Source organism: Marinobacter sp. R17, from assembly GCF_003789045.1.
Classification (GTDB): Bacteria; Pseudomonadota; Gammaproteobacteria; order Pseudomonadales; family Oleiphilaceae; genus Marinobacter_A; species Marinobacter_A mangrovi.
The window spans coordinates 84,763-110,538 of the sequence record NZ_RHGZ01000009.1; the positions used below are offsets into that span (position 1 = coordinate 84,763).

The window sequence follows — 25,776 nt, forward strand, 5'->3', positions numbered from 1 at the left end:
ACTCAGCGCAAGTGGGGTTCGGAAGCCAGCGGCGTGTGACTCAGCAGGGCACTGAACTCCCCGTGTGGCGTCCGGTCAACGCGGATCCGGCTGCGGCAGGCAAAGGGCACGGCAAATCCGGAAAACGACTGGCTGAGCGGGATGCCCAGCACATTGGCCAGGATCATCCGGATAACGCCGCCGTGGCAGACAAGCAGGATCCGTTTTCCGGGGTAAGTCGCTTTTAACTGCGTCCAGCCGCCCAGAACCCGTTCGGAAAAGGCCGTAAGCACTTCGCCCCCTGCCGGCGTATTGGCGACCGGATCCGCCCAGAAGCGTTTCAGGTGATCGCCGTACGCCGCCTCAATATCCGCTGCGGTTTTGCCTTCCCAATCCCCGAAACTGACTTCCCGCAGACGGTCGACCACCTCGACATCGAGCCCATGCTCCGCTCCCAGCCACTCGGCAAATCCACGGCACCGTTGCAGCGGCGAAGTCACGATCACATCCCAGCGGTCGTCCCTTGAGATCGCTGTGCGCATCTGCTGCCAGCCGGTCTCACTGAGGGGGTCGTCCTTGCTGCCCCGGAACATGGGGCCGCCACTGGGTTCACCGTGGCGGATCAGATCGATCAGCGTGGCGCCGTCATCACTCATGCGTCACTTCCGTCACTGACACCGGCATCGGCGAAGCTGGCCATCTGGTTGTGCAGCGCGCACGCCGAGCGCAGCAGGGTCACGGCGGTCGCGGCACCACTGCCTTCACCCAGCCGCATGCCCAGGTCAAGCAACGGCTCCGCGTCCAGCGCCGCCAGTACACGGCGATGCCCCTGTTCCGCCGAGCAGTGGCCGAAGTGCATCCAGGCGCTCAATGTGGGGTGTTGACGAACGGCCACCAGAGCCGCCGCCGAGGCAATAAAGCCGTCCACCACGACGGGAATACCCCGGGCTGCGGCGCCCAGGTAGGCACCGGCAATGGCCGCAATCTCGAAACCGCCCAGCGATTGCAGGACCGCCAGCGGATCGCGGTTTTTCCCATGCCGCTCAAGGGCACGACCGACGACCGTTGCCTTGTGCTCGATCGCTTCCGGATCGAGCCCGGTTCCGGCCCCCGCGAGCGTTTCAGGCGCCTCATCCAGAAGGGCGCAGGCGACCGCGGCCGCGGCTGTGGTGTTGCCTATGCCCATGTCCCCGGCAATCAACAGGTCGGCGCCGGCTTCGGCGGCCCGTGCGGCGGCCTGGTCGCCGGCGACAAGCGCCTCTGCCAGCTGGCTATCGGTCATGGCCGGCTCTACAGCAATATTGCCGGTCGAGGGCGCAATAACCGCCTGTACTACGCCGGGCAGGTCGGCTGGCACCTCACCGACGGTGCCGAGATTAACGACCTCCAGTGAAGCCCCCAGCTGTTTGGCCAGCACGTTGATCGCGGCGCCACCGCCGGCGAAATTGGCAATCATCTGGGCGGTCACCGCCTGTGGAAACGCGGAAATCCCTTCCTCACACACACCATGATCGCCGGCAAACACGGCGATATGAATACGGTCCGCGGAAGGCGTCTGGCGGCGTTGCTGGCCACACAGGGCAATGGCGGCGTTTTCCAGTCGACCCAGGGATCCGGGAGGCTTGGTCAGCTGGTTTTGTTGCTCCCTGGCACGTTCAGTGAAGGCCATATCAGGCTCGGGTAGGGGGTGGGTCCAGGCAACCGGTAGGGTCATAACACATTCCTGCAGGGTGAGCGGGCGGACGATAGTCGTACGGTGCCGGTATGGTGTCAAGGTGGTGTCGGTCGAGTAGACTGTGCCGCTTGTCTGGAGTCATGCCCTGGGTCAATTGCCGGGCAATTACGTCGAGGAAGGCCTGAATTGTTAGCTTCTGCCGGTGTCTGTCTGCTTGCTGTGCTGCTGGATCATTGGCTGGGAGAACCCAGACGATGGCATCCGCTGGTCGCGTACGGCCGGTGGGTGTCCAGGGTCGAGCAACGCCTTAATCGGGCTCCGGGTTCGATCAGCAATGGCGTGGCGGGGGTGTTGATCCTCACCGTCCCGATCACGGGGGTTGCCTGGCTAGTCACTGACTTAACGCCCGACCCGTTACGGCTGACACTCGAGGTTGTTGTACTCTGGCTGGCCATGTCCCTGAGAGGCCTCGCCGAGCACGGGCAGGCTGTCGCCGTTGAATTGGAAAAGGGCGACCTGCCAGCCGCCCGGAAGGCCGTCGGCCGGATCGTCAGCCGCAAAACCGAGGCACTGGACGACACCGGGGTAGCCACCGCGGCCACGGAGTCCATGCTGGAAAACGGAGCGGACGCGGTGTTCGCCAGCCTGTTCTGGTATCTCGTTGCCGGGCTGCCCGGAGTTGTCCTGCATCGCATGGTCAACACGCTGGACGCCATGTGGGGTTATCGAAACGAGCGGTTCAATCGGTTCGGCCGGTTTGCTGCGCGCCTGGACGACGTCATGAGCGCGATCCCGGCCCGCCTGACGGCGTTGACCTATGCACTGGTCGGCCAAACCCGAAGGGCCTGGCAATGTTGGCAGACGCAAGGGCGATCCTGGGAAAGCCCCAATGCCGGCCCGGTGATGGCAGCCGGCGCCGGCGCGCTCGGCGTATCCCTGGGTGGTGCGGCGCCCTACAGCGAAGGGCTGCGGCAGCGTCCGGTACTGGGCGCTGGGCCTGCGGCGACAGCCGATTCGATACGGGCCTCGATTCGCCTCGTCTACCGGGGCGTTGCACTGTGGCTGATCGCGGCGGTGTTGTTGTCGGTCATCCTGTGAAACCGGAAGGAACCATGGCATCTCCAAATAACCTGGCACACGGCGGGCGCCTCAATGAGGCGGTACGTCGATGGCGCATTCCGAGAGAACAGTGGCTGGATCTGTCCACCGGCATCAATCCGGTCGGTTGGCCGATTCCGTCGTTGCCGGCGAGCGTCTGGCAACGGCTTCCTGAAGACGATGACGGACTGGAACGGATCCTGAAAAGCTGGGCCCAAGCCGCAGAGAGCGCAGGTGTCCTGCCAGTGCCCGGTTCCCAGGCCGCTATTCAGGGTTTGCCTCGCCTCCGCTCTCGGTGCCGTGTGGGTGTGCCCGCTCCGGGCTACGAGGAGCACGGTCGTTGCTGGGCGTTGGCAGGTCATGACGTCGTGCCCGTGGAGGTCGCCAAGTCCGAAAACAACGACGACTGGCTCGATGCGCTGGATGTCCTGGTCTGGATTCATCCCAATAACCCGACGGGATTGCGGGTCGATCGTGAGACGCTGTTGCACTGGCACGATCGCTTGCAGTCCCGGGGTGGCTGGCTGGTGGTCGATGAGGCTTTTCTGCTGCCGGATGAAACCACTCACAGCCTGGCACCGTTTGCCGATCGCCCCGGGTTGCTCGTCCTGAAGTCCATTGGCAAGTTCTTCGGACTCGCAGGGCTGCGCGCGGGCGCCCTGTTCGGTGAGTCCGGAATTGTCGATCGTCTGGCGTCCGATCTGGGGCCCTGGGCCGTCAGTGGGCCGGCTCGCGCCATCCTGGCTGAAGTGCTGACGGATATCGGCTGGCAAACACACACCGCCGGGCGCCTGCGCCGGGACAGTGAGCGCCTGGCCGGTTTGTTGGCAGGGGCTGGGTTGTCAGTGACCGGAGGCACGGCGCTGTTCCAGTACGTTGTGACGGAACAGGCCGTCCCGCTGGCCGACCAACTGGCCGCTCGCGGGATTCTGATGCGTCGGTTTGAGACACCGACTGCATTGCGGTTCGGGCTACCCGGCGTCGAGAGCGAGTGGGCCCGACTTGAGCGGGCGTTTTGCGACATTCGGGGTGCGGGCTCTGCGGGCCATTCGTTCGACGATCCCCAATCTTCCGCGTTTTAACCACAGGCTGTATCGACTATGACCACCTTGATGATTCAGGGCACCACCTCCGATGCCGGCAAGAGCACCGTCGTTGCGGCCCTGTGTCGCTGGCTGGCTCGCCAGGGCGTCTCGGTTGCGCCTTTCAAACCCCAGAACATGGCGCTGAACAGTGCGGTAACCGTCGACGGCGGAGAAATCGGCCGGTCGACGGCGTTGCAGGCGCTGGCCTGCGGTATCGAACCCCACAGCGACATGAACCCGGTTTTGCTCAAACCCCAGACGGATTCGGGCGCCCAGGTCATTCTGCGTGGCCAGGTCCACGGCAACATGGGGGCGCTGGACTACCACGCCTACAAAGCCGAGGCCGCTGAATCGGTGATGGCCGCCTGGCGCGCGCTTTCGGAACGGTACGACGTGATCGTGGCGGAAGGGGCGGGCAGTCCGGCCGAAATCAACCTGCGCGCGAACGACATCGCGAACATGGGCTTTGCCGAAGCCGCCGATTGCCCCGTGTTGCTGGTCGGTGACATCGAACGGGGTGGGGTGTTTGCCCAGTTGGTCGGTACGCTGACGCTGCTCTCGGAAAGCGAGCAGGCTCGCATTGCCGGCTTCGTGATCAACCGGTTCCGGGGCGACGCGGGGCTGTTGGACTCTGGTCTGAGCTGGCTCACTGAGCGCACGGGCAAGCCGGTGGTCGGCGTTTTGTCCTACCTCAAGGGCCTGTTGCTGGACGCCGAGGACAGCGTCAACCTGGGCGGCGCCGAGGGGGGTGGAAAGCTTCGGGTTACCGTGCCGAGACTGCCGCGCATTAGTAACCACAACGACTTCGATCCCTTGCGGGCTCATCCGGAAGTGGATCTGCGATTCGTCGGCGAGGGCGAAGCGATTCCGCCGGGCGACGTCATCATCCTGCCGGGGAGCAAAAGCACCCGCTCGGACTTGGGCTGGCTGAAGGCGCATGGCTGGCCGGCCGCCATCACCCGGCACTTGCGTTATGGCGGCCATGTCTTTGGGATTTGCGGTGGTTTCCAGATGCTGGGGGAGTGGGTGGCCGATCCGGACGGACTGGAAGGCACGCCCGGAAACACCGAAGGGCTGGGCTGGCTGGCGATCAATACGCGCATGGTCTCCGGCAAGCAATTGCGTAACGTTACCGGAAGCCTCCACCTGGACGGTCCGGAGAACCCGGTGCCGCTGACCGGATACGAGATTCACAACGGCGTCACCACGGGGGCCGCACTCAACAGGCCGCTGGCTTATCTTGACGGTCGGCCGGACGGCGCGATCAGCGACGACGGTCAGGTAATGGGCACCTACGTGCATGGAGTCTTCGATCGCGCAGAGGCCTGTAAGGCGCTCCTGGCCCATTGGGGACTGCGCAGTCGCCGGGCCGTCGATTATCAGCAGCACCGCCTGCATCAGCTCGATCGACTGGCGGATCAGCTGGAGAAAGAACTGGATACCGACCTGCTGCGTCGGCTACTGAAACTGAACGGGGAAACGGTTTGATGTCCGCCGACAACGCCTTTACCGACGAGGAACGCAGCGGACTCTACCGCGCCATTTTCGAGCGCCGGGACGTGCGCTCCCAATTCCTGCCGGACCCGGTGCCGCCGGATGTGCTCGGGCGTCTTCTGGAAGCCGCCCATCACGCTCCGTCCGTGGGTTTCATGCAGCCCTGGGATTTTCTGGTCATCGAAAGCCGCGAGGTTCGCCAGCGTGTGCTGGATAATTTCGACCAGGAAAACCAGCGGGCCGCCGACAACTACACCGGCGAACGCGAATCCACGTACCGCAGCCTCAAACTCCAGGGCATTCTCGATAGCCCGCTAAACCTCTGCATCACCTGCGATCGCCGTCGCGGTGGCTCTAACGTCCTGGGCCGGAATTCCATCGTGGAAACGGACCTGTTCAGCACCTGCCTGGCCGTCCAGAACCTGTGGCTGGCGGCACGGGCGGAAGGCATTGGCGTGGGTTGGGTCAGCATCCTGGACCAGGACAAATTGGCGCAGGTGCTGGAGCTGCCGGAGGGGGTCTACCCATTGGCTTACCTGTGTATCGGGTATGTGAGTGAATTCCTGGACCAGCCGGAACTGCAGGCCAAAGGCTGGCGTTCCCGGTTGCCGTTGGATGAGCTGGTGCACCGTGACCGCTGGTCCGGCACGCTGGGCTCTGAGCATCCGCTGGCGGAGTGGCTTGCAGAACGGCCTGAACGGAAATAATCGTAAATTCGCCAGGATGCGTTGCGCCCGTCGTAAGAGTTGCATTACGATGGACGCCTTGAAGATGGGTGCCTCTCACAGAGAGGATAATCGGGAAGTATGGTGCGGCCTCACGGCCAATTCCATCGCTGCCCCCGCATCGGTAATGAAGATGTAGCCTGCACGAGCCACTGGCATTTGCCGGGAAGGCGTAGGCGACGAGACGGTCGACAGACCGTTTCCTCTTCGAGCCCGAAGACCGGCCCGTCACTTCGATCCATCCAATGACGGTGCGGCGGGCACCGGGGGAGATAACATGTCTGTAGTTTCCACGCCTTCCACGGAACGGGTGTCCCGTTCTGGTTCCCACGTTTCATCAGCCATCCAGCAGGGTGCGGTTGCGCTTTTCGGCGCGCTGATCCTTTATGCGGTGGGCTTCCTGCCGATGAGTGCCGCGCACAATGCCGCGCACGACACCCGGCACACGTTCGTTTTTCCCTGCCACTGAGCACGGATCATCACTGACAACCGCTGACGTTCGTCGGTCGACTTGCTGACCGGCCAACCGCGTCACGTGATTCTGTGTTTTCATCGGAGGGAAAACCATGTTCCGTTCATTGATCCTGGGCGCCTGTCTGGTTGGACTGATCCTGGGTCTGGCCATGACGGCCTTTGAAGCACTGGGCACGTCGCCCATCATCCTTGCCGCCGAGCAGTACGAAACCGCTGAGCCGGTAGCTCACCATCACGATCATGCCGATCACGACCACGGCGAGAGCGCAGGCCACCATCATGGCGATGACGCCTGGGCCCCGGCGGACGGCGCCGAACGCCTGTTCTACACCACGGTTTCCAACATCTGCGCCGGTATCGGCTTCGCGGCCATCCTGCTGGTCGTGATGAACCAGCTGCGGGAAAGGGGCCGAATGACCCCGAAAGTCCAGCAGGGTTTGTTGCTGGGCGCACTGGGATATCTGGCGGTGTTCATTGCGCCGTCGATCGGCCTGCCGCCTGAAATCCCCGGGGCCAGCGCCGCAGCTCTCGAACTCCGGCAAACCTGGTGGATCGTCACTGTGGTTTTAGCGGCGGCTGGACTCGGTGTCCTGTTTTTGGCAACGGGATGGAAGCGGCTCCTGGGTGTGCCGTTGCTGATCGCTCCGCAGTTTTTCGTACCGGTCCATGACGGACCGATGTTCGCCAATCCGGATCCCGAGGCGGTGCTGGCGCTGACCGAGCTGCATCACCGATTTATCTGGGCATCCGGGCTGGCCAATCTCGGGTTCTGGCTGCTGGCCGGCGTGCTGTGCGCCCTGGTGCTGAAACGTCTGGCGGACAAGGGGCGGTTGGGTCATGTCAACGCAGCCGTCTGAGTTTCCGTTCACGGCCATCGTTGGTCAATCGTCGCTGAAGACGGCGCTGATCCTGAACGCGATCAACCCGAAAATCGGCGGCGTACTGATCAGCGGCCCCCGGGGAAGCGCCAAGTCGACAATGGCCCGGGCATTGGCGGACATCCTGCCGATCGACGGTGAAGGCAGACGTTCGCCCTTCGTGAACCTGCCGCTGGGCACGAGCGAGGATCGCCTGATCGGCAGCCTCGACCTGCAGGGTGTGTTGGCCGATCAGAACGTACGATTCCAGCCCGGTTTGCTGGCGAAGGCCGACGGCGGCGTTCTCTACGTGGATGAAGTCAACCTGTTGCCCGACGCGTTGGTGGACTTGCTGCTGGATGCGGCGGCCCGGGGCACCAACGTGGTGGAGCGGGACGGGATCAGCCACACCCACTCAGCGCGCTTCGCCCTGATCGGCACGATGAACCCGGATGAAGGGGAGCTGAGGCCGCAACTGCTGGACCGTTTCGGGCTGTGCCTGGAGCTGGAACGCACGATTCCAAGGGCGGACCGGGTGGCCATCGTCCAGCAGCGGGAAGCTTTCGAAAACGATCCACTGCGTTTCTGCGCGCAATTTGAAGACCAGCAGCAGACACTCGCGAATCGTATTGTGCACGCCCGGGAAAGTCTGGCGTCTGTCACCACACCGGATTGGGTGTATCCCCACATCGCCGAACAATGCGAGGCGGCGGGCGTAGAAGGGCTGCGCGCGGACGTGACCTGGCACCGGGCGGCGCAGGCCCATGCCGCCTGGCGAGGAGATGGTTCAATCTCGCTGCACGATCTCGAGGCGGTCGAACCCTGGGTGCTCGCGCACCGGCGCACGACACCGCCCACGGAACCGCCGGCGCCCAAAGATGGCTCATCCGGATCAGATCCGCTCGATGGTCAGAATAGGGGGCATCAGGGTGATGGCCGAGAAGAACAAGGGCAGTGGGGCGCGCTTCCGCCCGAGGCCCAGCGTACCGAAGCCGTCGACTGGCACGCGCCACCGGCTTCACAGTCACAGCACAATGCCCACCAGCGGACGACAACCCCGGCCTCGAAAGCCCGCAAAGGCGATCACGCCGGACAGCGCCGCGCCCAACGCACCAACAACAAGCCGGACTGGTTTGCCACGTTGCTGACGAACCGGGGGCGCTGGCCGTTGCGTGAACTGCGCTTTCGCAAGGCCCGATCCGGCCAGCCCGTATTGCACCTGGTGCTGTTGGACACGTCCGGATCCACACTGGGTAAGCGCCTTCTGGGGCGGGCCAAAGGTATGGTGGAATCCGTCGCACACCAGGCTTATGCCGCCCGCGAGCAGATCGCCGTGCTGGCGTTCGGAAACGATGGCGTGCAGCCGGTCCTGTCGAGGCGTCGCGCCCCCAAGGCCATGGCCGACCGACTGGATGCGACCCATGGCGGCGGGGGAACACCCCTGCGCGCCGCCGTGAGCCGTGCGGCGCAGCTCATCCGGCAATGGCAGCGCCGCGAGCCGGGGCTGCATATCCGAACCTACCTGATTACGGACGGCCGCACGCGCCAACCCCTGCATGATTTACCCAGGCTGGGGGACTGCGTCGTCGTCGACACCGAACAGTCCGTCATCAAGCGAGGCCGCGGCCCGCAGATTGCTGAACAACTGGGCGCGCTGTACCAGACGCTGCCCGCCATGGAGGCCTTATGAGCGACACAACACACGCCAGCCGGATGCAAAAGAAAAAGGATGTGGTGGACGGCCGCATCGCCCGGGCCACAGAGGAACGGGGCGTGCTGATCCTGCTCAAGGGAAACGGCAAGGGCAAAAGCAGTTCCGCTTTCGGCACGCTGGCCCGGTCTCTCGGCCATGGTCAGAAAGGGGCGGTTATCCAGTTCATCAAGGGACGGCGGGAAACCGGCGAATACCGCTTTTTCCGGGAACACCCCAACCTTGACTGGCACATCATGGGCCACGGCTTTACCTGGGAAACCCAGGACCGGGAGCAGGACATCGAAGCGGCCCAGGCCGCCTGGAAGATTGCGGCTGACCTGCTCCGGGATCCGGCTTACCAACTCATCGTCTTCGATGAGATGAGTTACATGTTCAAGTACGGCTACCTGGATGCGGAACCGGTCGTGGCCGCTCTGCAACAGCGCCCCCGCCATCAGAGCGTGATTATCACCGGGCGCACCATGGCCCAGCCGCTGCAGGCGATCGCCGACACCATCAGCGTGGTGCAGGACGAACGCCATGCGTTTCGGGGTGGTGTCAAAGCCCAGGCCGGGATCGAATTCTGATGGGTGCTCCGGAGTCTCCCAACGCCGCTGGCAGCGCCCGTTGCCCTGCGGTCTTTATTGCAGCGCCTGCCTCGGGTCAGGGCAAAACCACGGTCACCGCCGCGCTGGCCCGGCTGCTCCGCAACCAGGGCAAGGTGGTGCGGGTCTTCAAGACCGGCCCGGACTACCTCGATCCCCAGATTCTGGAGCAGGCCTCGGGGCAACCGGTCGACCAGCTCGATCTCTGGATGGCCGGAGAAGCGTACTGTCGCCAGCGCCTCTATCAAGCTACCAAACAGGCGGATCTGATCCTGGTGGAAGGCGCTATGGGGCTATTTGACGGCGAGCCGTCCAGTGCGGATCTGGCCGCCCGCTTTGGCATTCCCATGATGGTGGTCATGGATGTCAAAGGCATGGCCCAGACCGCTGCCGCATTGATGACGGGCCTGGCCGGGTTTCGTCAGGACGTCCGTATCCTGGGACTGATCGCCAACAACTGCGGTTCACAACGCCATCGGGAGCTGATCGAACAGGCGCTCCCGGATTCGGTGCCCATGCTGGCCTGCGTGGCCCGCAATGCGGAGATGGCGTTGCCGGAGCGGCACCTGGGGCTGGTGCAGGCGGCGGAAATCCGGGACGACCTGGAAACCCGTTTCGATGCGGGCGCCCGGGCCCTGGAAGCTGAAGGGCTGGCCGCGTATCTGCTGGCCCAGCCTCCGGTGCATTTTGACGCCGCCGTGATCGATGGCGAAGAGAGCCTGCCGTCACTGTTGTTGGGTTGCATGGTTGCGGTGGCTCGCGACGCCGCCTTCAGCTTCATCTATCAGGCCAACCTGGACCTGCTGGAAGCCATGGGCGCTGAGCTTCGCTTCTTCTCGCCGTTAGCGGACCCCGCGGTGCCGGTCTGCGATGCCCTGTGGCTCCCGGGCGGTTACCCGGAGCTCCATGGTGGTCAACTGGCGACAAACCAGGCCATGGTGGCTTCCATTCGAGCCTTCCATGAGGCTGGCAAACCGATACTCGCGGAATGCGGCGGGTTGCTCTATTGCCTGCAAAGCCTGACCGATTACGACGGACAGACTCACCCGATGCTGGGCCTGCTGCCCGGCGATGGCTGGATGCGCGGCCGGAGCGGTTGCCAGGGCATGCAGACGGCTGACCTGCCCGAAGGCCCGGTACGCGCCCACGCGCATCATCGCTCCATTGCCGAGGGCACGCCCGAGCCGATCGCCTTTGGTCGCCGCCAGCGTCATCCCGCCCCCGGTGAAGCCATTTTTCGCCAGCGACAGCTGACGGCCACCTATCTCCACCTCTTTTTCCCGAACAATCCGGCGGCCATTGCCCGGCTGTTTGGCGCCGAAGCGCCACAGCCTGCAACCGTCGCTGAAACCGAGGAGTGCCAAGGATGCAACTGAACAAGATTCCCGCCACCGTCGTGACCGGCTTCCTGGGCAGCGGCAAGACCACGCTGCTGGCCAGCATCCTGCGACAGGTGACGGGCAAGCGCATCGCCGTCATCGTCAACGAATTCGGCGAGCAGGACATCGACTCCAACCTGTTGCGCAGTTGCGCCCTCGGCTGCGAGGACGAACAGCCGGTTGAAGGGGAAGAGAGCGGCATCTATGAACTGGCCAACGGCTGCATTTGCTGCACCGTGGAGGAGGAGTTCCTGCCGGTGATGAAGAAGCTGGTGGAGCGCCGTGCCGACATCGACCACATCCTGATCGAAACCAGTGGTCTGGCTCTGCCCAAGCCTCTCGTTCAGGCCTTCAACTGGCCGGACGTGCGCCAGCATTGCACGGTCGACGCGATTATTACCGTGGTGGATGGTCCCGCCGTGGCCGCAGGCCGTTATGCCAGCGATGAAGACAAGGTCGAAGCCCAGCGTCGCGCCGACGAGAACCTGGATCACGACCCGAGCCTTCGGGAATTACTGGACGATCAGCTCGGTGCTGCCGACCTGGTACTGGTCAGCAAGACCGACCTGTTGAGCCCGGAGGAGCGGCAGCGGGTGGAAGATCTGGTTCGCAATCAGGTGGCCCCGGCGGTGAAGTCGCTGTTCATCGATCAGGCCACGCTGGCCGAAGACACCGCGCAACTCGAGGCCCTGATGGGCATCGGTGCGGCCAGTGAAGACAACATCGACCGCATCGACAACCATCACGATCGCTACCACGCCGAAGGCGCCCATCACGACCACGCCCACGACCACTTCGACTCCTGCGTCATCAGCCTGGGCGAAGTGGATGCCGAAGCGTTTGCCGGGGCCTTGCAGCAGCTGCTCAAAGACAACGAAATCTATCGGGCCAAAGGGTTTGCGGCGATTCCGGGCAAGCCCCTGCGCCAGGTGGTGCAGGCAGTCGGGGAGCGACTGGACCGTCATTTTGACCGCCTCTGGGGCGCCGATGAGCCGCGTCGCACGCAACTGGTCATGATCGGCAAACACCTCGACACCGATGCGCTTTGTACCGCGCTGGCGTCAACCGAGATCGCAGCGACCGCCTGATGCACCTGTTCGCCGCCAAACCCGGAGGCTTCGTCGACGATGAGGGCATCGTCGATCTGCAGCAGACCCCGGCTGACGTCGTCATCCTGTCCGCCGCCGACAGCAGTCTGTCGGCGCTGGCGCTGGCAGTCGATCGTCTGGGGGAAGGCTATCCGTCAGTACGGCTGGCGAACTGGATGAACCTGGTCAAACCCGCTGCCTACGATCTTTACGAGGATTGCGTTCTTGAAGGGGCGCGGTTGGTGATCGTCTCCCTGCTGGGCGGCAGTGCATACTGGCCTTATGGCTTCGAGCGATTGCAGGTCTGGGCCGAAGCGAAGGCCGGGCGGCAGCTGATCGTCGTACCGGGGTGCGACGCTCCGGACGATGCACTGCTGGATGCGTCGACGATTCCTTATGAGGACGCCCATCGCGTCTGGCGCTTTCTCCGGGAAGGCGGTGCCGACAACGCCGAGCAGCTTCTGCGGTTCATTGGCGAGCGTTGCCTGGGATTGGATCTTGAATGGCGAGAGCCCCGTGCCGTCCCGGAAGCACTGTTGTACGCCCCTGGAACCGTCGGCCAGGAAATGACCCTCAGGGAGTGGCAGGTCGGTCGCGTCCCGGATCGCCCCGTGTGTTTGCTGGTGTTCTACCGCAGCCATCTGTTGGGCGCCAATACCGCCGTTCTGGACGGTCTGATCGACGCGCTCAGGACGGAAGGGCTGGAGCCTCTGCCTGTGGCGGTGGCATCGCTGAAAGAAGCACGTTGTGTCGCCTTCGTGAATCACCTGATTGAGCACACCGGCGCAGGCCTGATCGTCAATACGACCGGGTTTTCGGTCAATCGCAGCCCGGACGATACCGTGTTATCGAGTGGGGCCGAGCCGGAAGGTCTGTTCAATGGACGCCCGGTGGTTCTCCAGGCCATGTTGTCCAGCAGCACCGAAGAGGACTGGGTCGACCAGAGTGGCGGCTTGCGATCCCGGGATGTGGCGATGCAAGTGGTGCTGCCGGAGATGGACGGGCGCATCATCACCCGGGCGATCGGCTTCAAGGCGGAAGCTCATTTCAGCGACCGTTGTCAGATGTCCGTGATTCGCCACGTGCTTCACCCCGAGCGGGCCCGATTCGTTGCCCAACTGGCAAGAGGCTTTACCACGCTGCGGGAAAAAACGAATGCCCACAAACGGGTAGCCCTGGTGCTGGCCAATTACCCCAACCGGGACGGCCGCATCGGCAACGGCGTGGGGCTGGATACACCGGCGTCCACGGTTCGGATCCTGCAGGCGTTAGCGGCTGACGGGTATCCCATCGAGGATCTCCCGGCGAACGGCGATGCATTGATTGAACAACTGCAGGGCGCCGTCACCAACCAACCCGGGTCCATCGAACTGCGGCCCTGCTGGCAGAGCCTGGCGGTCGAGGACTATCTGGCCTGGTTCCAGACGTTGCCCCAGGCGTTGCAGGACAGCGTCCGCGCGCGCTGGGGCGAGCCCGCCGACGATCCCAAGTACCGCCGGGGGCGACTGATGATCGCGGGTATCCGGCTGGGCGAGACGTTTGTGGGCATCCAGCCGGAGCGGGATTTTATCGACGATCCGACCCAGAGCTACCACGATACCGAACTGGTCCCGCCCCACAGCTACCTGGCGTTCTATCTTTGGCTGCGCGAGTTCTACCGGGTGGATGCGGTGGTTCATGTGGGCAAACACGGCAACCTGGAGTGGCTGCCAGGCAAGAGCACCGCGCTGTCGGCCGACTGCTGGCCGGACATTGCCCTGGGGCCGCTGCCGCATTTCTATCCGTTTATCGTCAACGATCCGGGCGAGGGCGCCCAGGCCAAACGTCGCTCCCAGGCCGTGGTCATCGATCACCTCATGCCACCGCTGGCCCGGGCTGAACTCTATGGCCCGATGGCCGAACTGGAGGCACTGACCGACGAATACTACCAGGCCCTGGGCATGGACCCCCGCCGGGAAGACGTGCTGCGCCGTCGCATAGTCGACCATCTGCGGGCGACCGGCATCGACCGGGAGTTGGCGCAGGACATCGACGTCGGTTGCGATGAAGCGCTGCTCAACGAGTTGGATACCTATCTGTGCGACATCAAGGAAGCGCAGATCCGCCATGGGCTCCACGTGCTGGGGACGCTACCCGAACCTGACAAGCTGGCAGGTACGCTGGTCGCCATCCTGCGCCTGCCCAGAGGTGAATCCGTCGCCGATCGGGGGTTGCTCCATAACCTCGCCGCCGATCTTGGGCTGGGCGATTTCGATCCCCTGGCGGCTGGCGCGGAATCCTGGACCGGGCCGCAGCCCGAGGCGCTTTTCCGTCTCGATGAAGCGCCCTGGCGAACGGCTGCCGATACCCGGGAGCGGCTGGAAAAACTCGCGGAGCGACTGGTTCACGATGCGGTCCTCGGCGACGGTGAGCCCGAAGCGCTGGCCGGCGACTATCCATTAACGGCGATCCAACTCCACTTTGCCCGGGACACCGTATTCGCGTCGATGCAGCGCGGTACGGAGCTGGAAATCCAGTCCCTGCTGGACGGCCTGTCCGGTTGCAGCGTGCCGCCGGGTCCCAGTGGCGCCCCCAGTCGCGGCCGCCTGGATACGCTGCCGACCGGACGGAATTTCTTTACCGTGGACAATCGCTCCATTCCATCGCCGGCGGCCTGGTCGTTGGGAGAGAAATCCGCCCAGGCCTTTATCGAACGTTATTTGCAGGACAACGGGGATTTCCCTCGTCGTCTGGGCCTCTCGATTTGGGGCACGGCCACCATGCGTACGGGCGGTGACGATATCGCCCAGGCGTTCGCGTTGATGGGGGTTCGTCCGGTCTGGTCGGCGGGTTCGCAGCGGGTGATCGATGTAGAGGTGATTCCCACCATGCTGCTGCAGCGGCCGCGGGTGGACGTCACGCTTCGGGTATCGGGCTTTTTCCGCGACGCTTTCCCGAACGTGATCCGACTTTACGACGCCGCGGTGCAGGCCGTGGCCCGTTACGAGGAGCCCGGTCAGGACAACACCGTTCGGGAGGCCGTCCAGGCGCGCCAACGAACCCTGATGGCCGAAGGCCTCGATGAAGGGGGCGCCTTTCGCCAGGCCAGCTACCGGGTCTTCGGCAGCAAGCCCGGCGAGTACGGCACCGGCCTCAATCGCCTGATCGACGGCCGCCACTGGCGCACCGCCGACGACCTGGCCGATGCCTATCTCAAGGCCGGCGCCTACGCCTATGGGCAGTCGGACGAAACCGGCGTCCTGGCTCGCGAGGCGTTCGAACGGCAGCTCGGTGAGCTGGACGCGGTGATGCAGAACCAGGACAACCGCGAGCACGACATCCTCGACTCCAACACCTACTACGCCTTCCAGGGCGGCATGGCGAATGCCAGCCGGGCGATCAGTGGCCAGGCGCCGGCGATCTACCACGCCGATCACGCCAACCCCGCGCGGCCACACATTCGAACCCTGAACCAGGAACTCAACCGTGTAATCCGTTCCCGGGTACTCAATCCGAAATGGATCGAGGCCATGCGGGAGCACGGCTACAAGGGCGCCTTCGAGATGGCCGCCACCGTCGATTACCTGTTCGCCTACGACGCGACCACGGATCTGGTGGCCGACTACCAGTACGCCCAGGTCACCGACGCGCTGGTGCTGGACCCGGCCAACCAGCAGTTCCTTCGCAACCACAACCCGGCGGCGCTGGAAGACATGGCGGAGCGCCTGCTGGAAGCCACCCAACGGGGACTTTGGGAATCGCCAGGAGCGCACGCCGAGGCGCTGCAGGATCTGCTGCTGGATATCGATGAGGCACAGGAAACGGCACCGGCCGCCACCGTTGTGGAAGGGGGCGCCCATGACCGCTGAAGCGCAGGTAAAAGGTTGGTGCCCGGGTGCCTGGCGTCCGATGGCGTCCGGCGATGGCCTGCTGGTTCGCATCCGGCCCCATCATGGGCGCCTGACCCGGACACAGCTGCTGGCCGTCTGCCAGGCGGCGGAGACGCAGGGTTCGGGGCTGATTGAACTCACCAATCGCGCCAACCTGCAGCTTCGGGGCATTACTGAAGACGCCTGGCCCGCATTGATGACGAATTTGGCGGCCCACGGTCTGGTCGATCCGGACCCGGCTACCGAATCCCGACGCAATATCGTCCTGGCCCCCGACTGGCAGGAGGGCGACGCCACCGATAGGGCAGCCCGCCTGCTGATGGTTCGCCTGGGCGAGCTACCGGAACTTCCCGGAAAAGTGGGGTTCGCGATGGACGCCGGGGCCGCGCCGCAGTTGAGCGCGGTCCCGGCTGATTTCCGACTCGAACGAACCGCCGATGGCCGGTTGCTGGTCCGCGCCGATGGTCGACGCCGGGGCACCCCGGTGACATCCGTCGAACACGCTGTGGCGTTGATGATCGATCTGGCGCACTGGTTTGTCGACACAGGCGGGAAAGCCGCTGGCCGGGTACGACGGCACCACCAACCGCTGCCGGACCGGGCCCCGGAAGCCGCCGCGCCGGCCGACACCATCGAGCCGTTGTCCCTGGGCGCCCATCCGTTGGGGCACGTCTTTGGCCTGCCGTTCGGTCGCGTCCACGCGTCGGTGCTGAAAATTGCCCTGGAACGCTCCGATGCGGATTCGATCAGGGTCACCCCCTGGCGTCGCTTGTTACTGGAAGGCGCGATGCCCGAAACCCTTGAAGGCCTGATCAGCGACGACGCTGACCCGCGTCTGTCGGTCGATGCCTGCCCGGGGGCGCCGTATTGCGAGCAAGCCAGCGTGGCTACACAGAAGCTGGCAGCCGACCTCAGCCGACGCATCGGCGGTCGCCTGCATGTATCGGGCTGCAGCAAAGGCTGCGCGGCCCATCAGCCGGCCCCGATTTGCCTGACCGGGCGCAATGGCCGCTTTGACCTGATTCTGGATGGCCGTGCAGACGGCTTGCCCACCGCGACCGACCTGGAGCCATCCGACGTTTGCGATTACCTGGAGAGCATTGATGCCTCACGTTTATGAAACCGACGGCCCGGCCATCTACCGGGAGTCCTTTTCCATCATCCGGCGCGAGGCCGAACTGGCGCGGTTCTCGACCGAGGAAGAGCCGGTCGCGGTCCGTATGATTCACGCGGCCGGGCTGGTGGAGCTTGCGCCGCACATCCATTTCCGCGGCGATGCTGTCAACCGGGCCCGCGCAGCGCTGGAGCAGGGCGCGCCCATCCTCTGCGACGCCCGCATGGTGTCGGAAGGCATCACCCGCAAACGGTTACCGGCGGACAACCCCGTGATCTGCACGCTGCACGACGAGCGCGTACCCGGGCTGGCCCGGGAAATGGCCAACACCCGCTCAGCGGCGGCGCTGGAACTCTGGCGGCCGTATTTGCAGGGGGCGGTCGTGGCGATCGGCAACGCGCCGACGGCGCTGTTCCACCTGCTGAACATGCTGGAAGACCCGGACTGCCCGAAACCGGCGGCGATCATCGGCTGCCCGGTCGGTTTTGTCGGGGCGGCCGAATCAAAAGAGGCCCTTTGGGACACCGCGCCGGTGCCGTGCTGCATCGTGCGCGGCCGACTGGGGGGCAGCGCCGTCACGGTCGCCGCCATCAACGCCATCGCGGATCGAACCGAATGACCACCGGCACCGTTTACGGCGTGGGACTCGGCCCGGGAGCCCAGGATCTGATGAGCGTCAGGTCCGATCGGCTGATCCGGCAGGCATCCCACGTGGCCTATTTTCGCAAGAAAGGCCGCACCGGCCACGCGCGCAGCATCGTCGATGGGATGATGAACCCGGAAGCGGTCGAACTGCCCATGGAATACCCGGTGACCACCGAGATTCCCTTTGACGACCCTCGCTACAACGCGTTGCTCTCGTCCTTCTACGAAAAGAGCGTCGCCCAGCTGATCGAAATCGCCCGGGCCGGGCATCACGTGGTGGTGCTGTGCGAGGGCGATCCGTTCTTCTATGGCTCTTTCATGCACCTCTATACCCGTCTGCTGGACCAGGTGCCCGTGGACGTCGTGCCCGGCATTACCGGCATGTCTGCGGCCTGGACCGCCACAGGCCAGCCCATTACCTGGGGCGATGACGTTATGACCGTGGCCATGGGCACGCTGCCGGAAGCGACACTCGCCGAACGCATGGCGCAGACCGACGCGTTGGTGGTGATGAAGATCGGCCGCAACCTGGCCAAAGTCCGGCGGGCCCTGGCGACCGCCGGGCGAGAAGGCGAGGCCTGGTTGATCGAATACGCGGCCATGTCCGGGGAGCGGGTGATTCCCTTCAGTGAGGCCGGGGATACGGCCCCTTATTTTTCCATTCTGCTGATTCACGGAAACGGGAGGCGTCCATGAGCGGCTGGCTGACCATCGCCGGGTTGGGTCCCGGCGCCGAGTCGATGATCACACCGGAAGTATCCGCTGCCCTGGCGGAAGCCACCGACGTCGTCGGGTATGTGCCTTACGTGGAGCGTGTGGCGCCCCGGTCTGGGCTGGTGCGTCACGGCTCCGACAATCGGGAAGAGATTCGTCGGGCCGAGCACGCGTTGCAGATGGCGGCCGATGGCCATCGCGTGGTCGTCGTGTCATCCGGCGATCCGGGCGTGTTTGCCATGGCGTCGGCGGTGTTCGAAGCGCTGGAATCCGGTGATCCCGACTGGAAGCATCTCGACATCAGTGTACTGCCCGGCGTTTCTGCGATGCTGGCCGCGAGTGCCCGGGCCGGAGCGCCGCTCGGCCATGACTTCTGCTGCATCAACCTGTCCGACAACCTCAAACCCTGGTTGCTGATTGAAAAGCGGCTGTGTCTGGCCGCGGAAGCCGATTTTGCGATGGCGTTCTACAATCCCCGCTCGCGAGCCAGGCCGGACGGCTTTGCCGAGGCCCTGTCGTTGCTGCGGGAAGTGTGCGGTCCGGACCGGTTGATTCTGTTTGCCCGGGCGGTGTCCACCGATGAAGAGAGCCTGCGGGTGACCACCCTGGGGGACGCGACGCCGGACATGGCCGACATGCGCACGCTGGTCATCGTCGGGTCCAGCCAGACACGGCTGATCGAGCGCGAGGGCCAGCCGCTGCTTTACACGCCCAGGTCGGCGTCGTGACCCAGCCAGGCCAGCACGTCGTCCACCGTGTGGACTTCCTGCCGTGGTGGCGGTTCCGGGCGATCGATCATCAGCACCGGCAGGCCGAGTTCCCGTGCGGCGATGAGCTTGGCATCGGCCCCCGTACCACCGGCGTTCTTGCAGACCACCCGGTCGATGCCATGGGTTATAAGCAACGCGCGATCGCCGTCGACGGTAAACGGTCCACGATCGACGGTGACGGTGTGATGGGGCAGCGGAATCGCAGCCTGTGGGGTGTCCACCAATCGCAACAGGTAATGATGCTGCGGTTGGCGGGTAAAGGCGTCCAGGTGCATGCGACCGATCGCCAACATGATCCGCTCGGCAGGCCCGGCCAGGGCATCGACCGCGGCCTCGATATCGGGCACGTGCTGCCACTGATCGCCCGGCACCGGCGTCCAGGGCAGGCGAGTCAGCCCCATCAGGTGCACCCCGGTTCGATCCGCCGCCGCCACGGCGTTGTGGCTCATCTGGCTGGCAAACGGGTGAGTGGCATCCACCAGGTGGGTGATGCGGTTGTCCGCAAGAAAACGGGCAAGGCCATCAACCCCACCAAAACCACCCACACGGGTTTCCACCGGTTGTGGTCGGGGGCTCGCCACACGGCCGGCATAGCTGAACAGGGCGGGGATGCCGCTTTCGGCAACAACCCGGGCCAGGGCACTGGCTTCGGTGGTTCCACCAAGAATCAGGACTTTCACGATGACGGACGCTGAGCGCGCTCCCTGGCTGACAATCGTAGGTTGGGGGGAGAGTGGCATAAGCGGGCTCTCTGCGGCAAGCCGGCGGGCACTGGACGAGGCCGATTTGATCTACGGCGCGCGCCGGCACCTTTCGGTATTGCCCGCGATGAACGCCGAGGTCCGCGAGTGGCCGGTGCCCTTTGCCGAGGGCATCCCACTCTTATTGGCCGAACGCGGTCGGCGGGTGGTGATGCTGGTCTCGGGAGATCCGTTCTGGTTCGGCGCCGGGGCCTCGCTGGCGCGCCATCTGTCCCGGGACGAATGGGAGGCGCTGCCGTCGCCGTCCGCTTTCAGTCTGGCGGCGTCCCGCTTGGGCTGGTCCCTGGAGGACTGCACCTGCCTGGGGCTTCACGCCAAACCACTGAACCGGATCCGCCCGAGCGTGCAGCCGGGGCGTCGCTTGCTGGTATTGATTCGCGATGGTGACGCCGTCGCGGAACTGGCAAAGAAGCTGAGCCAGTGGGGCTTTGGGGACACCACCATGCACGTGCTCGAATCGCTGGGCGGTGAGCGTGAACGGGTACGCTCGGCAGCGGCCGACGGGGAGCTGCCACTTGATATCGCCCATCCGGTTGCCGTTGGCCTGGCCATTCGCGGCACGGGCGCGGCCATACCGTCCACCCCGGGCTTGCCCGATCACTTTTTTGAACACGACGGCCAGATCACCAAGCAAACCCTACGGGCCATGACCCTGTCGGCCCTGGCGCCCCAGGCCGGCGAACGGCTCTGGGATATCGGCACCGGCTCAGGTTCGGTCGCCATCGAATGGTTGTTGGCGCACCCGCAGAATCAGGCGGTTGCGTTTGAGCGCTCTTCCGAACGCGCGGCGCGGGCCCGGCGCAACGCCGAGGCCCTTGGGGTGGATTGGCTGGACGTGATTGAGGGTGCCGTACCGGCGGTGTTGTCGGATCAGTCACAACCGGATGCCGTCTTCATTGGAGGCGGTCTATCGGACAACCTGTTGGCGATGCTATGGGAACGTCTTCCGTCAGGCACGCGCCTGGTCGCGAACGCGGTGACGCTGGAATCCGAAACCCTGCTGGCACAATGGCAAGCGTCCCGGGGCGGCGAATTGCTGCGGCTGGAGTTAAGCCACGCTGCGCCCATCGGCACCCGCCGGGGCTGGAAGGCCAGCTACCCCATCGTGCAGTGGAGGGTAACCCGATGAAGGTTGCGGGCTTCGGGTGTCGCCAGGGCGCCAATGTATCGGCCCTGCAGGAGGCGCTGGTGCAATTGATTGAGCGCCATGGCGCGGTTGATCGCCTGGCGGCCGCGGAATCCATGCTGCCGCGCATTGAGGCTTTGGGGAGAGCCCTGTCGCTACCGGTTATTCCGGTCGCGGATCAGGATCTTTCCGGCGTCGTCACATTGACCCAATCGGAAGCGAGTCAGCAGGCGAAAGGCGTGGGGAGTGTGGCGGAAGCCGTCGCACTGCTCGGTGCCGGCGCCGGCAGCCGTTTACTGGGCCCACGTGTGATATCCAGTGACCGTATGGCCACCGCTGCCATGGCTGAAGGAGTTGAACCATGACCGTCCATTTTATCGGCGCCGGCCCCGGCGCGGCCGATCTGCTGACCCTGCGCGGCCGGGACCGGATCGCGTCCTGTCCGGTTTGCCTCTATGCGGGCTCGCTGGTGCCAGAGGCGATACTGGCGCATTGCCCGCCGGAGGCGCGGATCATCAACACGGCGCCCCTGTCCCTGGATGAGATCATCGCGGAAATCCAGTCCGCCCATGACGCGGGGCAGGATGTGGCGCGCCTGCACTCGGGCGATCTCTCCGTCTGGTCGGCACTGGGCGAGCAACTACGGCGGCTGCGGGCTCTGGATATTCCCTACGAGATCACGCCCGGCGTGCCGTCGTTTGCGGCGGCTGCCGCGACGTTGGGTCAAGAGCTGACCCTCCCGGGCGTGGCGCAATCCCTGGTGCTGACCCGGACACCCGGCCGGGCCAGTGCCATGCCGGTGGGTGAAACCCTCGCCAACTTCGCCCGCACGGGCACCACATTGGCGATTCACCTGTCGATCCATAACCTGTCGAAAGTGGTTGAGGATCTGGCGCCGTATTACGGTGCCGATTGTCCGGTGGCCATTGTCTGGCGAGCCAGTTGGCCGGATGAGCGTGTGTTGCGAGGCACCCTGGCGACCATCGAGGCGGCCATGGATTCGTCCATGAACCGGACCGCCCTGATTCTGGTGGGCCCGGCGCTGGGCACAGAGGACTTCTCCGAAAGCAGCCTCTACGCCGTCGGATACGATCGCCGCTTTCGCCCCCAATCGGCGGATTCACCCTTCGCAGGTACCGGGCCCGGCGGGGAGGGCGAACCCCAATGATTCACCTGTCCCTGATCGGCATCGGCACCGGCAACCCGGATCACGTCACCCTGGCCGCGGTGCGGGCCCTGAACGACGCGGATCTGATCCTGTTGCCCCGCAAGGGCGATGCGAAGTCCGACCTGGTGGATCTGCGGCGGCTGCTCTGTGACACCTTGTTGGCGAACGATTCCGACGCCCGCGTGGTTGAATTCGATCTCCCCAAGCGAGCGGCGAGCGGCGATTATCTCGGGGCCGTCGACGATTGGCATGCGGCGATTGCCCGGGTTTGGGACGCGCAGATTGCCGAGCACTTGCCTGAGGGGGGCCGCGTGGCTCTGCTGATCTGGGGCGACCCGTCCCTGTATGACAGCAGCCTGCGTATTGCCGATCGTCTGACGCGTGCAGGCCGTGCGGTCGATGTGGATGTGGTGCCGGGTATTACCAGCCTGCAGGTGCTGACCGCTGCCCACCGGGTTCCCCTGAACGCACTGGCCGAACCGGTGCACATCACCACCGGTCGCCGTCTGCGCGAGCGGGGCTGGCCCAATGATGCGGCCTCTGTCGCCGTGATGCTCGATAGCGGCGGTGCCTTTGATGCACTGCCGCCTGATGGGCTTCATATCTGGTGGGGGGCTTATCTAGGGATGGACAAGCAGTGCCTGATCGACGGTCCGCTGCAGGATGTCAGCCCGCTGATCAAGGCCCGTCGGGCCTCGCTGAGAGAGCAACACGGCTGGATCATGGACATCTACCTGATCGCCCGCCAGCCGTTGCTCTGACTCGGTGCCGTTCAGGCTGGCCGGTTCTATTTCTATTCGGTCACCCGGAACCGGCCCGTTGCCAGCACGTTGCCTTCATCGGTCACCGTCTTCACACGCCAGTCTCCCAGCATACTGCGATTGATGTTCTTGCTGCTCGACGCCCGCATCTGGTCGAGGTAGGCATCGATCGACACCCGGGCCACGCGCTGATCGCCCAGATACCAGTCGTGGTAGACCGTATGGCCCTCCAGCCCCTTGAGTTCGTTGAAGTAGTAAACCTTGATCAGGTCGTTGTCGCCCATGTGTACCAGCGACGGCAGCACCGTGGTGGGTTCGTGCCCGTCGACGGCCGGGGTGAGCTGGGCGCGGAGCAGGTGATCGGATTTGATGGTCACCTGGCTATTGCCATCGTCCGTCGGGGCGGCGGGTGCCGATTCCTCGATCTTGAACGGGTCTGGCCCGGTATCGTCCGAAGGCGCCGGTGCCTGCGCGGGGTCGGCAATGACCGACGGCTCTTCCTGAGTGGTCGCTGCCTCGGCCTCTGATTCCGGTACAGACGCCCCTTCGACGGTCGTCGCCGTTTCGGTCTGAGTGTCTTCGGTGTTCGGGGCGGCCGGCTCGGCCGATTCCGATGGTGTGTCGCCGGCTTGCGTATCGGTTTGCGGGGATTCCGTGTTCTTGGGCGTTTCCGGCAGACCGTTCATCTTTTCGTCCGCGGGTGCCTCTGGTTCAGTCGGTACGGTTGTTTGGGGCGAGGCTGGCTCTCCGGTGACGACTTTACCCGCAGCGACCAGGCGCGACTGGTTGTCGGCCGAGTCGGGTCCGCTGACCCAGGACCAGAGCATAAAACCGAGAATGGCCAATACGATCACGCTGACCAGCACCACGCCGATAATGCGTCCCCAGTGATACACCACGACGTCCTGGCCCGATTCGTCGGACTGGCGGGTAGCAGCGCGAATGCGCAGGTTGTAGGCGGGCCTGTGGTCACTCATGGGTCTGGGCGGTCTCCGTAGAAAGCGAGTTGACCGCCTATTCTAGGCCGGGGATACATTTTGTAACAGATCGCAGACCGCGATAGACACTATCCGACCGCGCTGTGGACGTTGGTTACCGGCCCCTGAGGCTGCGGGCGGGGCTGCCCGAGGCCGTCGGACCGCCGACATTAACGTCGCTATAAGGATTCGCAAGGCGGACGCTTCCGCTCAATGCCTGTTGGCGAAGGTGATGATTGCCTCCGCTAGCGGTTCCGGCTTCTGCGGGTGTTGCGGATCCTGTTGAACTCAACGTTCCGGGCTCCTGGATCGTCCGCCGACACCTCCTCGCCGATATAAAAACCCTCCTTCAAAGCTGACCGATTGGACAGGTTGGCATCCGGGACGAGGTGAGATTGGTTTGCGGGCTGCCTAGGAGTGGGCTGGCCCGTTACCGGTGCGTATCGGATCGGAATGGCTCATTTCAGTGCATGGCCGAGGCGCCAGCGCGCAGAAATGCGGGTTTGACCACGTCCACAATGTGGCACCTGGTTTGCATTCGATAAATGCTGAATAGCTGGTCAGGATAATTTTTCAGGCTGCCCTCACGATGCGTTGTAAAGCGTAACAGGCGTTTCTGGAAAGTTGGCCAGCTGGGCAGACAGCCGATCCGAAAGGTCGATCGGCGATCGATTTGAACCGACCAGGACAAACCCATGCCAGTAACACGCCAGGTTGGAACCGATCGCCCGGAAAGCGCGGGCGCCCAGTATAACTGGGGGCTCGGCTATCTGTTGCTGGCCTGCACCGCGCTGGGGTGGGGTTGCAACTTTCCGGTGATGAAACTGGGGCTGGCCCAGAGTCCGCCGCTGCTGTACACAGCCCTGCGCATGCTGCTCGGCGTCTCCACAATGCTGGTGATTGCCTGCCTGACCGGCAACCTACGCCTGCCGCACAAGCGCGACTGGCCGGTGGTGCTGTCCGTCGGCGTCCTGCAGAACATGGGCTTTATTACCCTGGCGACACTGGGGCTTCAGTACCTGCCGGCGGGCCGAGCCGTCATTCTCGCCTATACCACGCCCATCTGGGTGGTACCGGCGGCCGCCCTGTTTCTGGGAGAACGCCTGAACCTGTCGAAAGCCATCGGCGTCGGTTTAGGGCTGACCGGGCTGCTGACGATCATCAACCCGCTGTCACTGGAGCTGGCGGACAGCGACGTCCTGACCGGCATCGCGCTGATTGTCTGTGCCACGCTGGTCTGGACCGCCGGTCTTATTCACGTCCGCCGCCACCGGTGGCACGGGGATGTGTTGTCGCTGATTCCTTGGCAGATCGGCATGTCCGTCACCGCGTTGGCGCCCATCGCCCTGTGGCTCGAAGACCCCGCCGACATTCAGTGGAGCCTGTCGTTTGGCCTGAACATCCTGTTCAGCGGCATGGTCGCCTCCGGGCTGTGTGTCGCCGCCCAGGTTGCGGCGATGCGCTCGCTGCCAGCCGTCAGCCTGTCACTGAATTCCGCGGCGGTCCCGGCTGTGGGCATCCTCGCGTCCTTCCTGATCCTTAACGAAATCCCGTCCGTCACGGACATCACCGGTTTCTTCCTGATTGCTGCGGCCATTGTCCTCGTGGGACTGGCGGACTGGCGTCAGGCCCGCCTTGAGCGGCCCGCCATGCGTGAGCGGGCAAAGCCGCAAGACCCAACGATAACGAAAGCAACATAGACCGAAACGGAGAGTACCC

The 25,776-nt window shown here is 64.5% G+C and carries 22 protein-coding genes, 2 pseudogenes and 1 riboswitch; of the genes and pseudogenes, 20 read left to right on the forward strand and 4 right to left on the reverse strand.

The genetic code is table 11. The features are described from left to right. Positions 1-2: 2 nt before the first annotated feature. A complete protein-coding gene (locus EB809_RS08750; protein ID WP_123634440.1) occupies positions 3-635 on the reverse strand; it encodes a histidine phosphatase family protein in 633 nt (210 codons plus the stop codon). Next, positions 632-1,693, reverse strand: a complete 1,062-nt coding sequence (gene cobT, locus EB809_RS08755) for a nicotinate-nucleotide--dimethylbenzimidazole phosphoribosyltransferase (protein ID WP_123634441.1) — start codon at positions 1,691-1,693, stop codon at positions 632-634. The genes EB809_RS08750 and cobT overlap by 4 nt, the downstream gene beginning before the upstream one ends. Before the next feature lie 147 nt (positions 1,694-1,840). Here cobT and cbiB point away from each other — a divergent pair, with 147 nt between their 5' ends. The 15 genes and pseudogenes from cbiB to cobJ form a co-directional block, all read left to right on the forward strand. Then, positions 1,841-2,752, forward strand: a complete 912-nt coding sequence (cbiB, locus tag EB809_RS08760) for an adenosylcobinamide-phosphate synthase CbiB (RefSeq protein ID WP_123634442.1) — start codon at positions 1,841-1,843, stop codon at positions 2,750-2,752. 14 nt (positions 2,753-2,766) lie between these two features. Beyond that, entirely contained in the window at positions 2,767-3,834 is a 1,068-nt protein-coding gene (gene cobD / locus EB809_RS08765; RefSeq protein WP_123634443.1) for a threonine-phosphate decarboxylase CobD, read from the forward strand. 18 nt (positions 3,835-3,852) lie between these two features. After that, positions 3,853-5,325 carry a cobyric acid synthase gene (locus tag EB809_RS08770; RefSeq protein WP_123634444.1) on the forward strand — a complete coding sequence of 491 codons (1,473 nt, stop codon included), beginning with the start codon at positions 3,853-3,855 and terminating at the stop codon, positions 5,323-5,325. Continuing rightward, entirely contained in the window at positions 5,325-6,038 is a 714-nt protein-coding gene (gene bluB / locus EB809_RS08775) for a 5,6-dimethylbenzimidazole synthase (protein WP_123634445.1), read from the forward strand. Before EB809_RS08770 ends, bluB begins: the two co-directional genes overlap by 1 nt. Positions 6,039-6,087: 49 nt before the next feature. After that, positions 6,088-6,300, forward strand: a riboswitch (cobalamin riboswitch). Positions 6,301-6,333: 33 nt separating this feature from the next. Next, a complete protein-coding gene (locus EB809_RS08780) occupies positions 6,334-6,525 on the forward strand; it encodes a CbtB domain-containing protein (protein ID WP_123634446.1) in 192 nt (63 codons plus the stop codon). A 97-nt stretch (positions 6,526-6,622) separates the two neighbouring features. Beyond that, positions 6,623-7,387, forward strand: coding sequence for a CbtA family protein (locus tag EB809_RS08785; protein ID WP_123634447.1), 765 nt, complete (start codon positions 6,623-6,625; stop codon positions 7,385-7,387). Then, positions 7,368-8,402: pseudogene (locus EB809_RS21170) on the forward strand (ATP-binding protein); the annotation flags it as partial. The gene EB809_RS08785 and the pseudogene EB809_RS21170, both read left to right, overlap by 20 nt. Positions 8,403-9,073: 671 nt before the next feature. Further along, positions 9,074-9,667: a cob(I)yrinic acid a,c-diamide adenosyltransferase gene (gene cobO / locus EB809_RS08795; protein WP_123634449.1), complete on the forward strand. Its 594-nt coding sequence runs from the start codon at positions 9,074-9,076 to the stop codon at positions 9,665-9,667. After that, a complete protein-coding gene (locus EB809_RS08800) occupies positions 9,667-11,061 on the forward strand; it encodes a cobyrinate a,c-diamide synthase (RefSeq protein WP_123634450.1) in 1,395 nt (464 codons plus the stop codon). Before cobO ends, EB809_RS08800 begins: the two co-directional genes overlap by 1 nt. Further along, the gene (cobW, locus tag EB809_RS08805) at positions 11,052-12,152 is read left to right on the forward strand and encodes a cobalamin biosynthesis protein CobW (RefSeq protein WP_123634451.1); all 1,101 of its coding nucleotides are present in this window, start codon (positions 11,052-11,054) and stop codon (positions 12,150-12,152) included. The genes EB809_RS08800 and cobW overlap by 10 nt, the downstream gene beginning before the upstream one ends. After that, the gene (cobN, locus tag EB809_RS08810) at positions 12,152-16,000 is read left to right on the forward strand and encodes a cobaltochelatase subunit CobN (protein WP_123634485.1); all 3,849 of its coding nucleotides are present in this window, start codon (positions 12,152-12,154) and stop codon (positions 15,998-16,000) included. Before cobW ends, cobN begins: the two co-directional genes overlap by 1 nt. Next, a complete protein-coding gene (locus tag EB809_RS08815) occupies positions 15,990-17,141 on the forward strand; it encodes a cobalamin biosynthesis protein CobG (protein WP_123634452.1) in 1,152 nt (383 codons plus the stop codon). The genes cobN and EB809_RS08815 overlap by 11 nt, the downstream gene beginning before the upstream one ends. Then, the gene (locus EB809_RS08820; RefSeq protein ID WP_123634453.1) at positions 17,125-17,754 is read left to right on the forward strand and encodes a precorrin-8X methylmutase; all 630 of its coding nucleotides are present in this window, start codon (positions 17,125-17,127) and stop codon (positions 17,752-17,754) included. Before EB809_RS08815 ends, EB809_RS08820 begins: the two co-directional genes overlap by 17 nt. Further along, on the forward strand, positions 17,751-18,476 hold the full coding sequence (gene cobI, locus EB809_RS08825) for a precorrin-2 C(20)-methyltransferase (RefSeq protein WP_123634454.1): 726 nt from the start codon (positions 17,751-17,753) through the stop codon (positions 18,474-18,476). Before EB809_RS08820 ends, cobI begins: the two co-directional genes overlap by 4 nt. Then, positions 18,446-19,222, forward strand: a pseudogene (cobJ, locus tag EB809_RS08830) (precorrin-3B C(17)-methyltransferase); the annotation flags it as partial. The gene cobI and the pseudogene cobJ, both read left to right, overlap by 31 nt. Here cobJ and EB809_RS08835 read toward each other — a convergent pair. Continuing rightward, on the reverse strand, positions 19,198-19,944 hold the full coding sequence (locus tag EB809_RS08835) for a cobalt-precorrin-6A reductase (protein ID WP_190294856.1): 747 nt from the start codon (positions 19,942-19,944) through the stop codon (positions 19,198-19,200). The pseudogene cobJ and the gene EB809_RS08835 overlap by 25 nt on opposite strands. Position 19,945: 1 nt before the next feature. Between EB809_RS08835 and cbiE the strand changes: the two genes are divergently transcribed. From cbiE to cobF, 4 genes are read left to right on the forward strand one after another with little or no spacing between them, the layout of a single operon-like run. Beyond that, complete coding sequence (gene cbiE / locus EB809_RS08840; RefSeq protein WP_123634457.1) at positions 19,946-21,154, forward strand: precorrin-6y C5,15-methyltransferase (decarboxylating) subunit CbiE; 1,209 nt, start codon at positions 19,946-19,948, stop codon at positions 21,152-21,154. After that, complete coding sequence (locus tag EB809_RS08845; RefSeq protein ID WP_123634458.1) at positions 21,151-21,516, forward strand: cobalamin biosynthesis protein; 366 nt, start codon at positions 21,151-21,153, stop codon at positions 21,514-21,516. The genes cbiE and EB809_RS08845 overlap by 4 nt, the downstream gene beginning before the upstream one ends. Next, entirely contained in the window at positions 21,513-22,319 is an 807-nt protein-coding gene (gene cobM / locus EB809_RS08850) for a precorrin-4 C(11)-methyltransferase (RefSeq protein ID WP_123634459.1), read from the forward strand. Before EB809_RS08845 ends, cobM begins: the two co-directional genes overlap by 4 nt. Then, complete coding sequence (gene cobF / locus EB809_RS08855) at positions 22,316-23,080, forward strand: precorrin-6A synthase (deacetylating) (RefSeq protein ID WP_123634460.1); 765 nt, start codon at positions 22,316-22,318, stop codon at positions 23,078-23,080. The genes cobM and cobF overlap by 4 nt, the downstream gene beginning before the upstream one ends. A gap of 32 nt (positions 23,081-23,112) precedes the next feature. Here cobF and EB809_RS08860 read toward each other — a convergent pair whose 3' ends face one another. Further along, on the reverse strand, positions 23,113-24,057 hold the full coding sequence (locus tag EB809_RS08860) for a DUF2914 domain-containing protein (RefSeq protein WP_123634461.1): 945 nt from the start codon (positions 24,055-24,057) through the stop codon (positions 23,113-23,115). 695 nt (positions 24,058-24,752) lie between these two features. Between EB809_RS08860 and EB809_RS08865 the strand changes: the two genes are divergently transcribed. Further along, positions 24,753-25,757 (forward strand): DMT family transporter, encoded by a 1,005-nt coding sequence (locus tag EB809_RS08865; protein WP_123634462.1) that lies wholly within the window; start codon positions 24,753-24,755, stop codon positions 25,755-25,757. Positions 25,758-25,776 lie beyond the last annotated feature (19 nt).

Excerpts from the sequence above, each read along its gene's own strand:
- bluB (WP_123634445.1), top strand. The coding sequence starts at position 5,325 with ATGTCCGCCGACAACGCCTTTACCGACGAGGAACGCAGCGGACTCTAC.
- EB809_RS08800 (WP_123634450.1), top strand. The coding sequence starts at position 9,667 with ATGGGTGCTCCGGAGTCTCCCAACGCCGCTGGCAGCGCCCGTTGCCCT.
- cobF (WP_123634460.1), top strand. The coding sequence starts at position 22,316 with ATGATTCACCTGTCCCTGATCGGCATCGGCACCGGCAACCCGGATCAC.
- cobI (WP_123634454.1), top strand. The coding sequence starts at position 17,751 with ATGACCACCGGCACCGTTTACGGCGTGGGACTCGGCCCGGGAGCCCAG.
- EB809_RS08860 (WP_123634461.1), bottom strand. The coding sequence starts at position 24,057 with ATGAGTGACCACAGGCCCGCCTACAACCTGCGCATTCGCGCTGCTACC.
- EB809_RS08820 (WP_123634453.1), top strand. The coding sequence starts at position 17,125 with ATGCCTCACGTTTATGAAACCGACGGCCCGGCCATCTACCGGGAGTCC.
- cobT (WP_123634441.1), bottom strand. The coding sequence starts at position 1,693 with ATGACCCTACCGGTTGCCTGGACCCACCCCCTACCCGAGCCTGATATG.
- EB809_RS08750 (WP_123634440.1), bottom strand. The coding sequence starts at position 635 with ATGAGTGATGACGGCGCCACGCTGATCGATCTGATCCGCCACGGTGAA.
- cbiE (WP_123634457.1), top strand. The coding sequence starts at position 19,946 with ATGACGGACGCTGAGCGCGCTCCCTGGCTGACAATCGTAGGTTGGGGG.
- cobN (WP_123634485.1), top strand. The coding sequence starts at position 12,152 with ATGCACCTGTTCGCCGCCAAACCCGGAGGCTTCGTCGACGATGAGGGC.
- EB809_RS08845 (WP_123634458.1), top strand. The coding sequence starts at position 21,151 with ATGAAGGTTGCGGGCTTCGGGTGTCGCCAGGGCGCCAATGTATCGGCC.
- EB809_RS08865 (WP_123634462.1), top strand. The coding sequence starts at position 24,753 with ATGCCAGTAACACGCCAGGTTGGAACCGATCGCCCGGAAAGCGCGGGC.
- EB809_RS08770 (WP_123634444.1), top strand. The coding sequence starts at position 3,853 with ATGACCACCTTGATGATTCAGGGCACCACCTCCGATGCCGGCAAGAGC.
- cobD (WP_123634443.1), top strand. The coding sequence starts at position 2,767 with ATGGCATCTCCAAATAACCTGGCACACGGCGGGCGCCTCAATGAGGCG.
- cobW (WP_123634451.1), top strand. The coding sequence starts at position 11,052 with ATGCAACTGAACAAGATTCCCGCCACCGTCGTGACCGGCTTCCTGGGC.
- cobO (WP_123634449.1), top strand. The coding sequence starts at position 9,074 with ATGAGCGACACAACACACGCCAGCCGGATGCAAAAGAAAAAGGATGTG.
- EB809_RS08780 (WP_123634446.1), top strand. The coding sequence starts at position 6,334 with ATGTCTGTAGTTTCCACGCCTTCCACGGAACGGGTGTCCCGTTCTGGT.
- cobM (WP_123634459.1), top strand. The coding sequence starts at position 21,513 with ATGACCGTCCATTTTATCGGCGCCGGCCCCGGCGCGGCCGATCTGCTG.
- EB809_RS08815 (WP_123634452.1), top strand. The coding sequence starts at position 15,990 with ATGACCGCTGAAGCGCAGGTAAAAGGTTGGTGCCCGGGTGCCTGGCGT.
- EB809_RS08785 (WP_123634447.1), top strand. The coding sequence starts at position 6,623 with ATGTTCCGTTCATTGATCCTGGGCGCCTGTCTGGTTGGACTGATCCTG.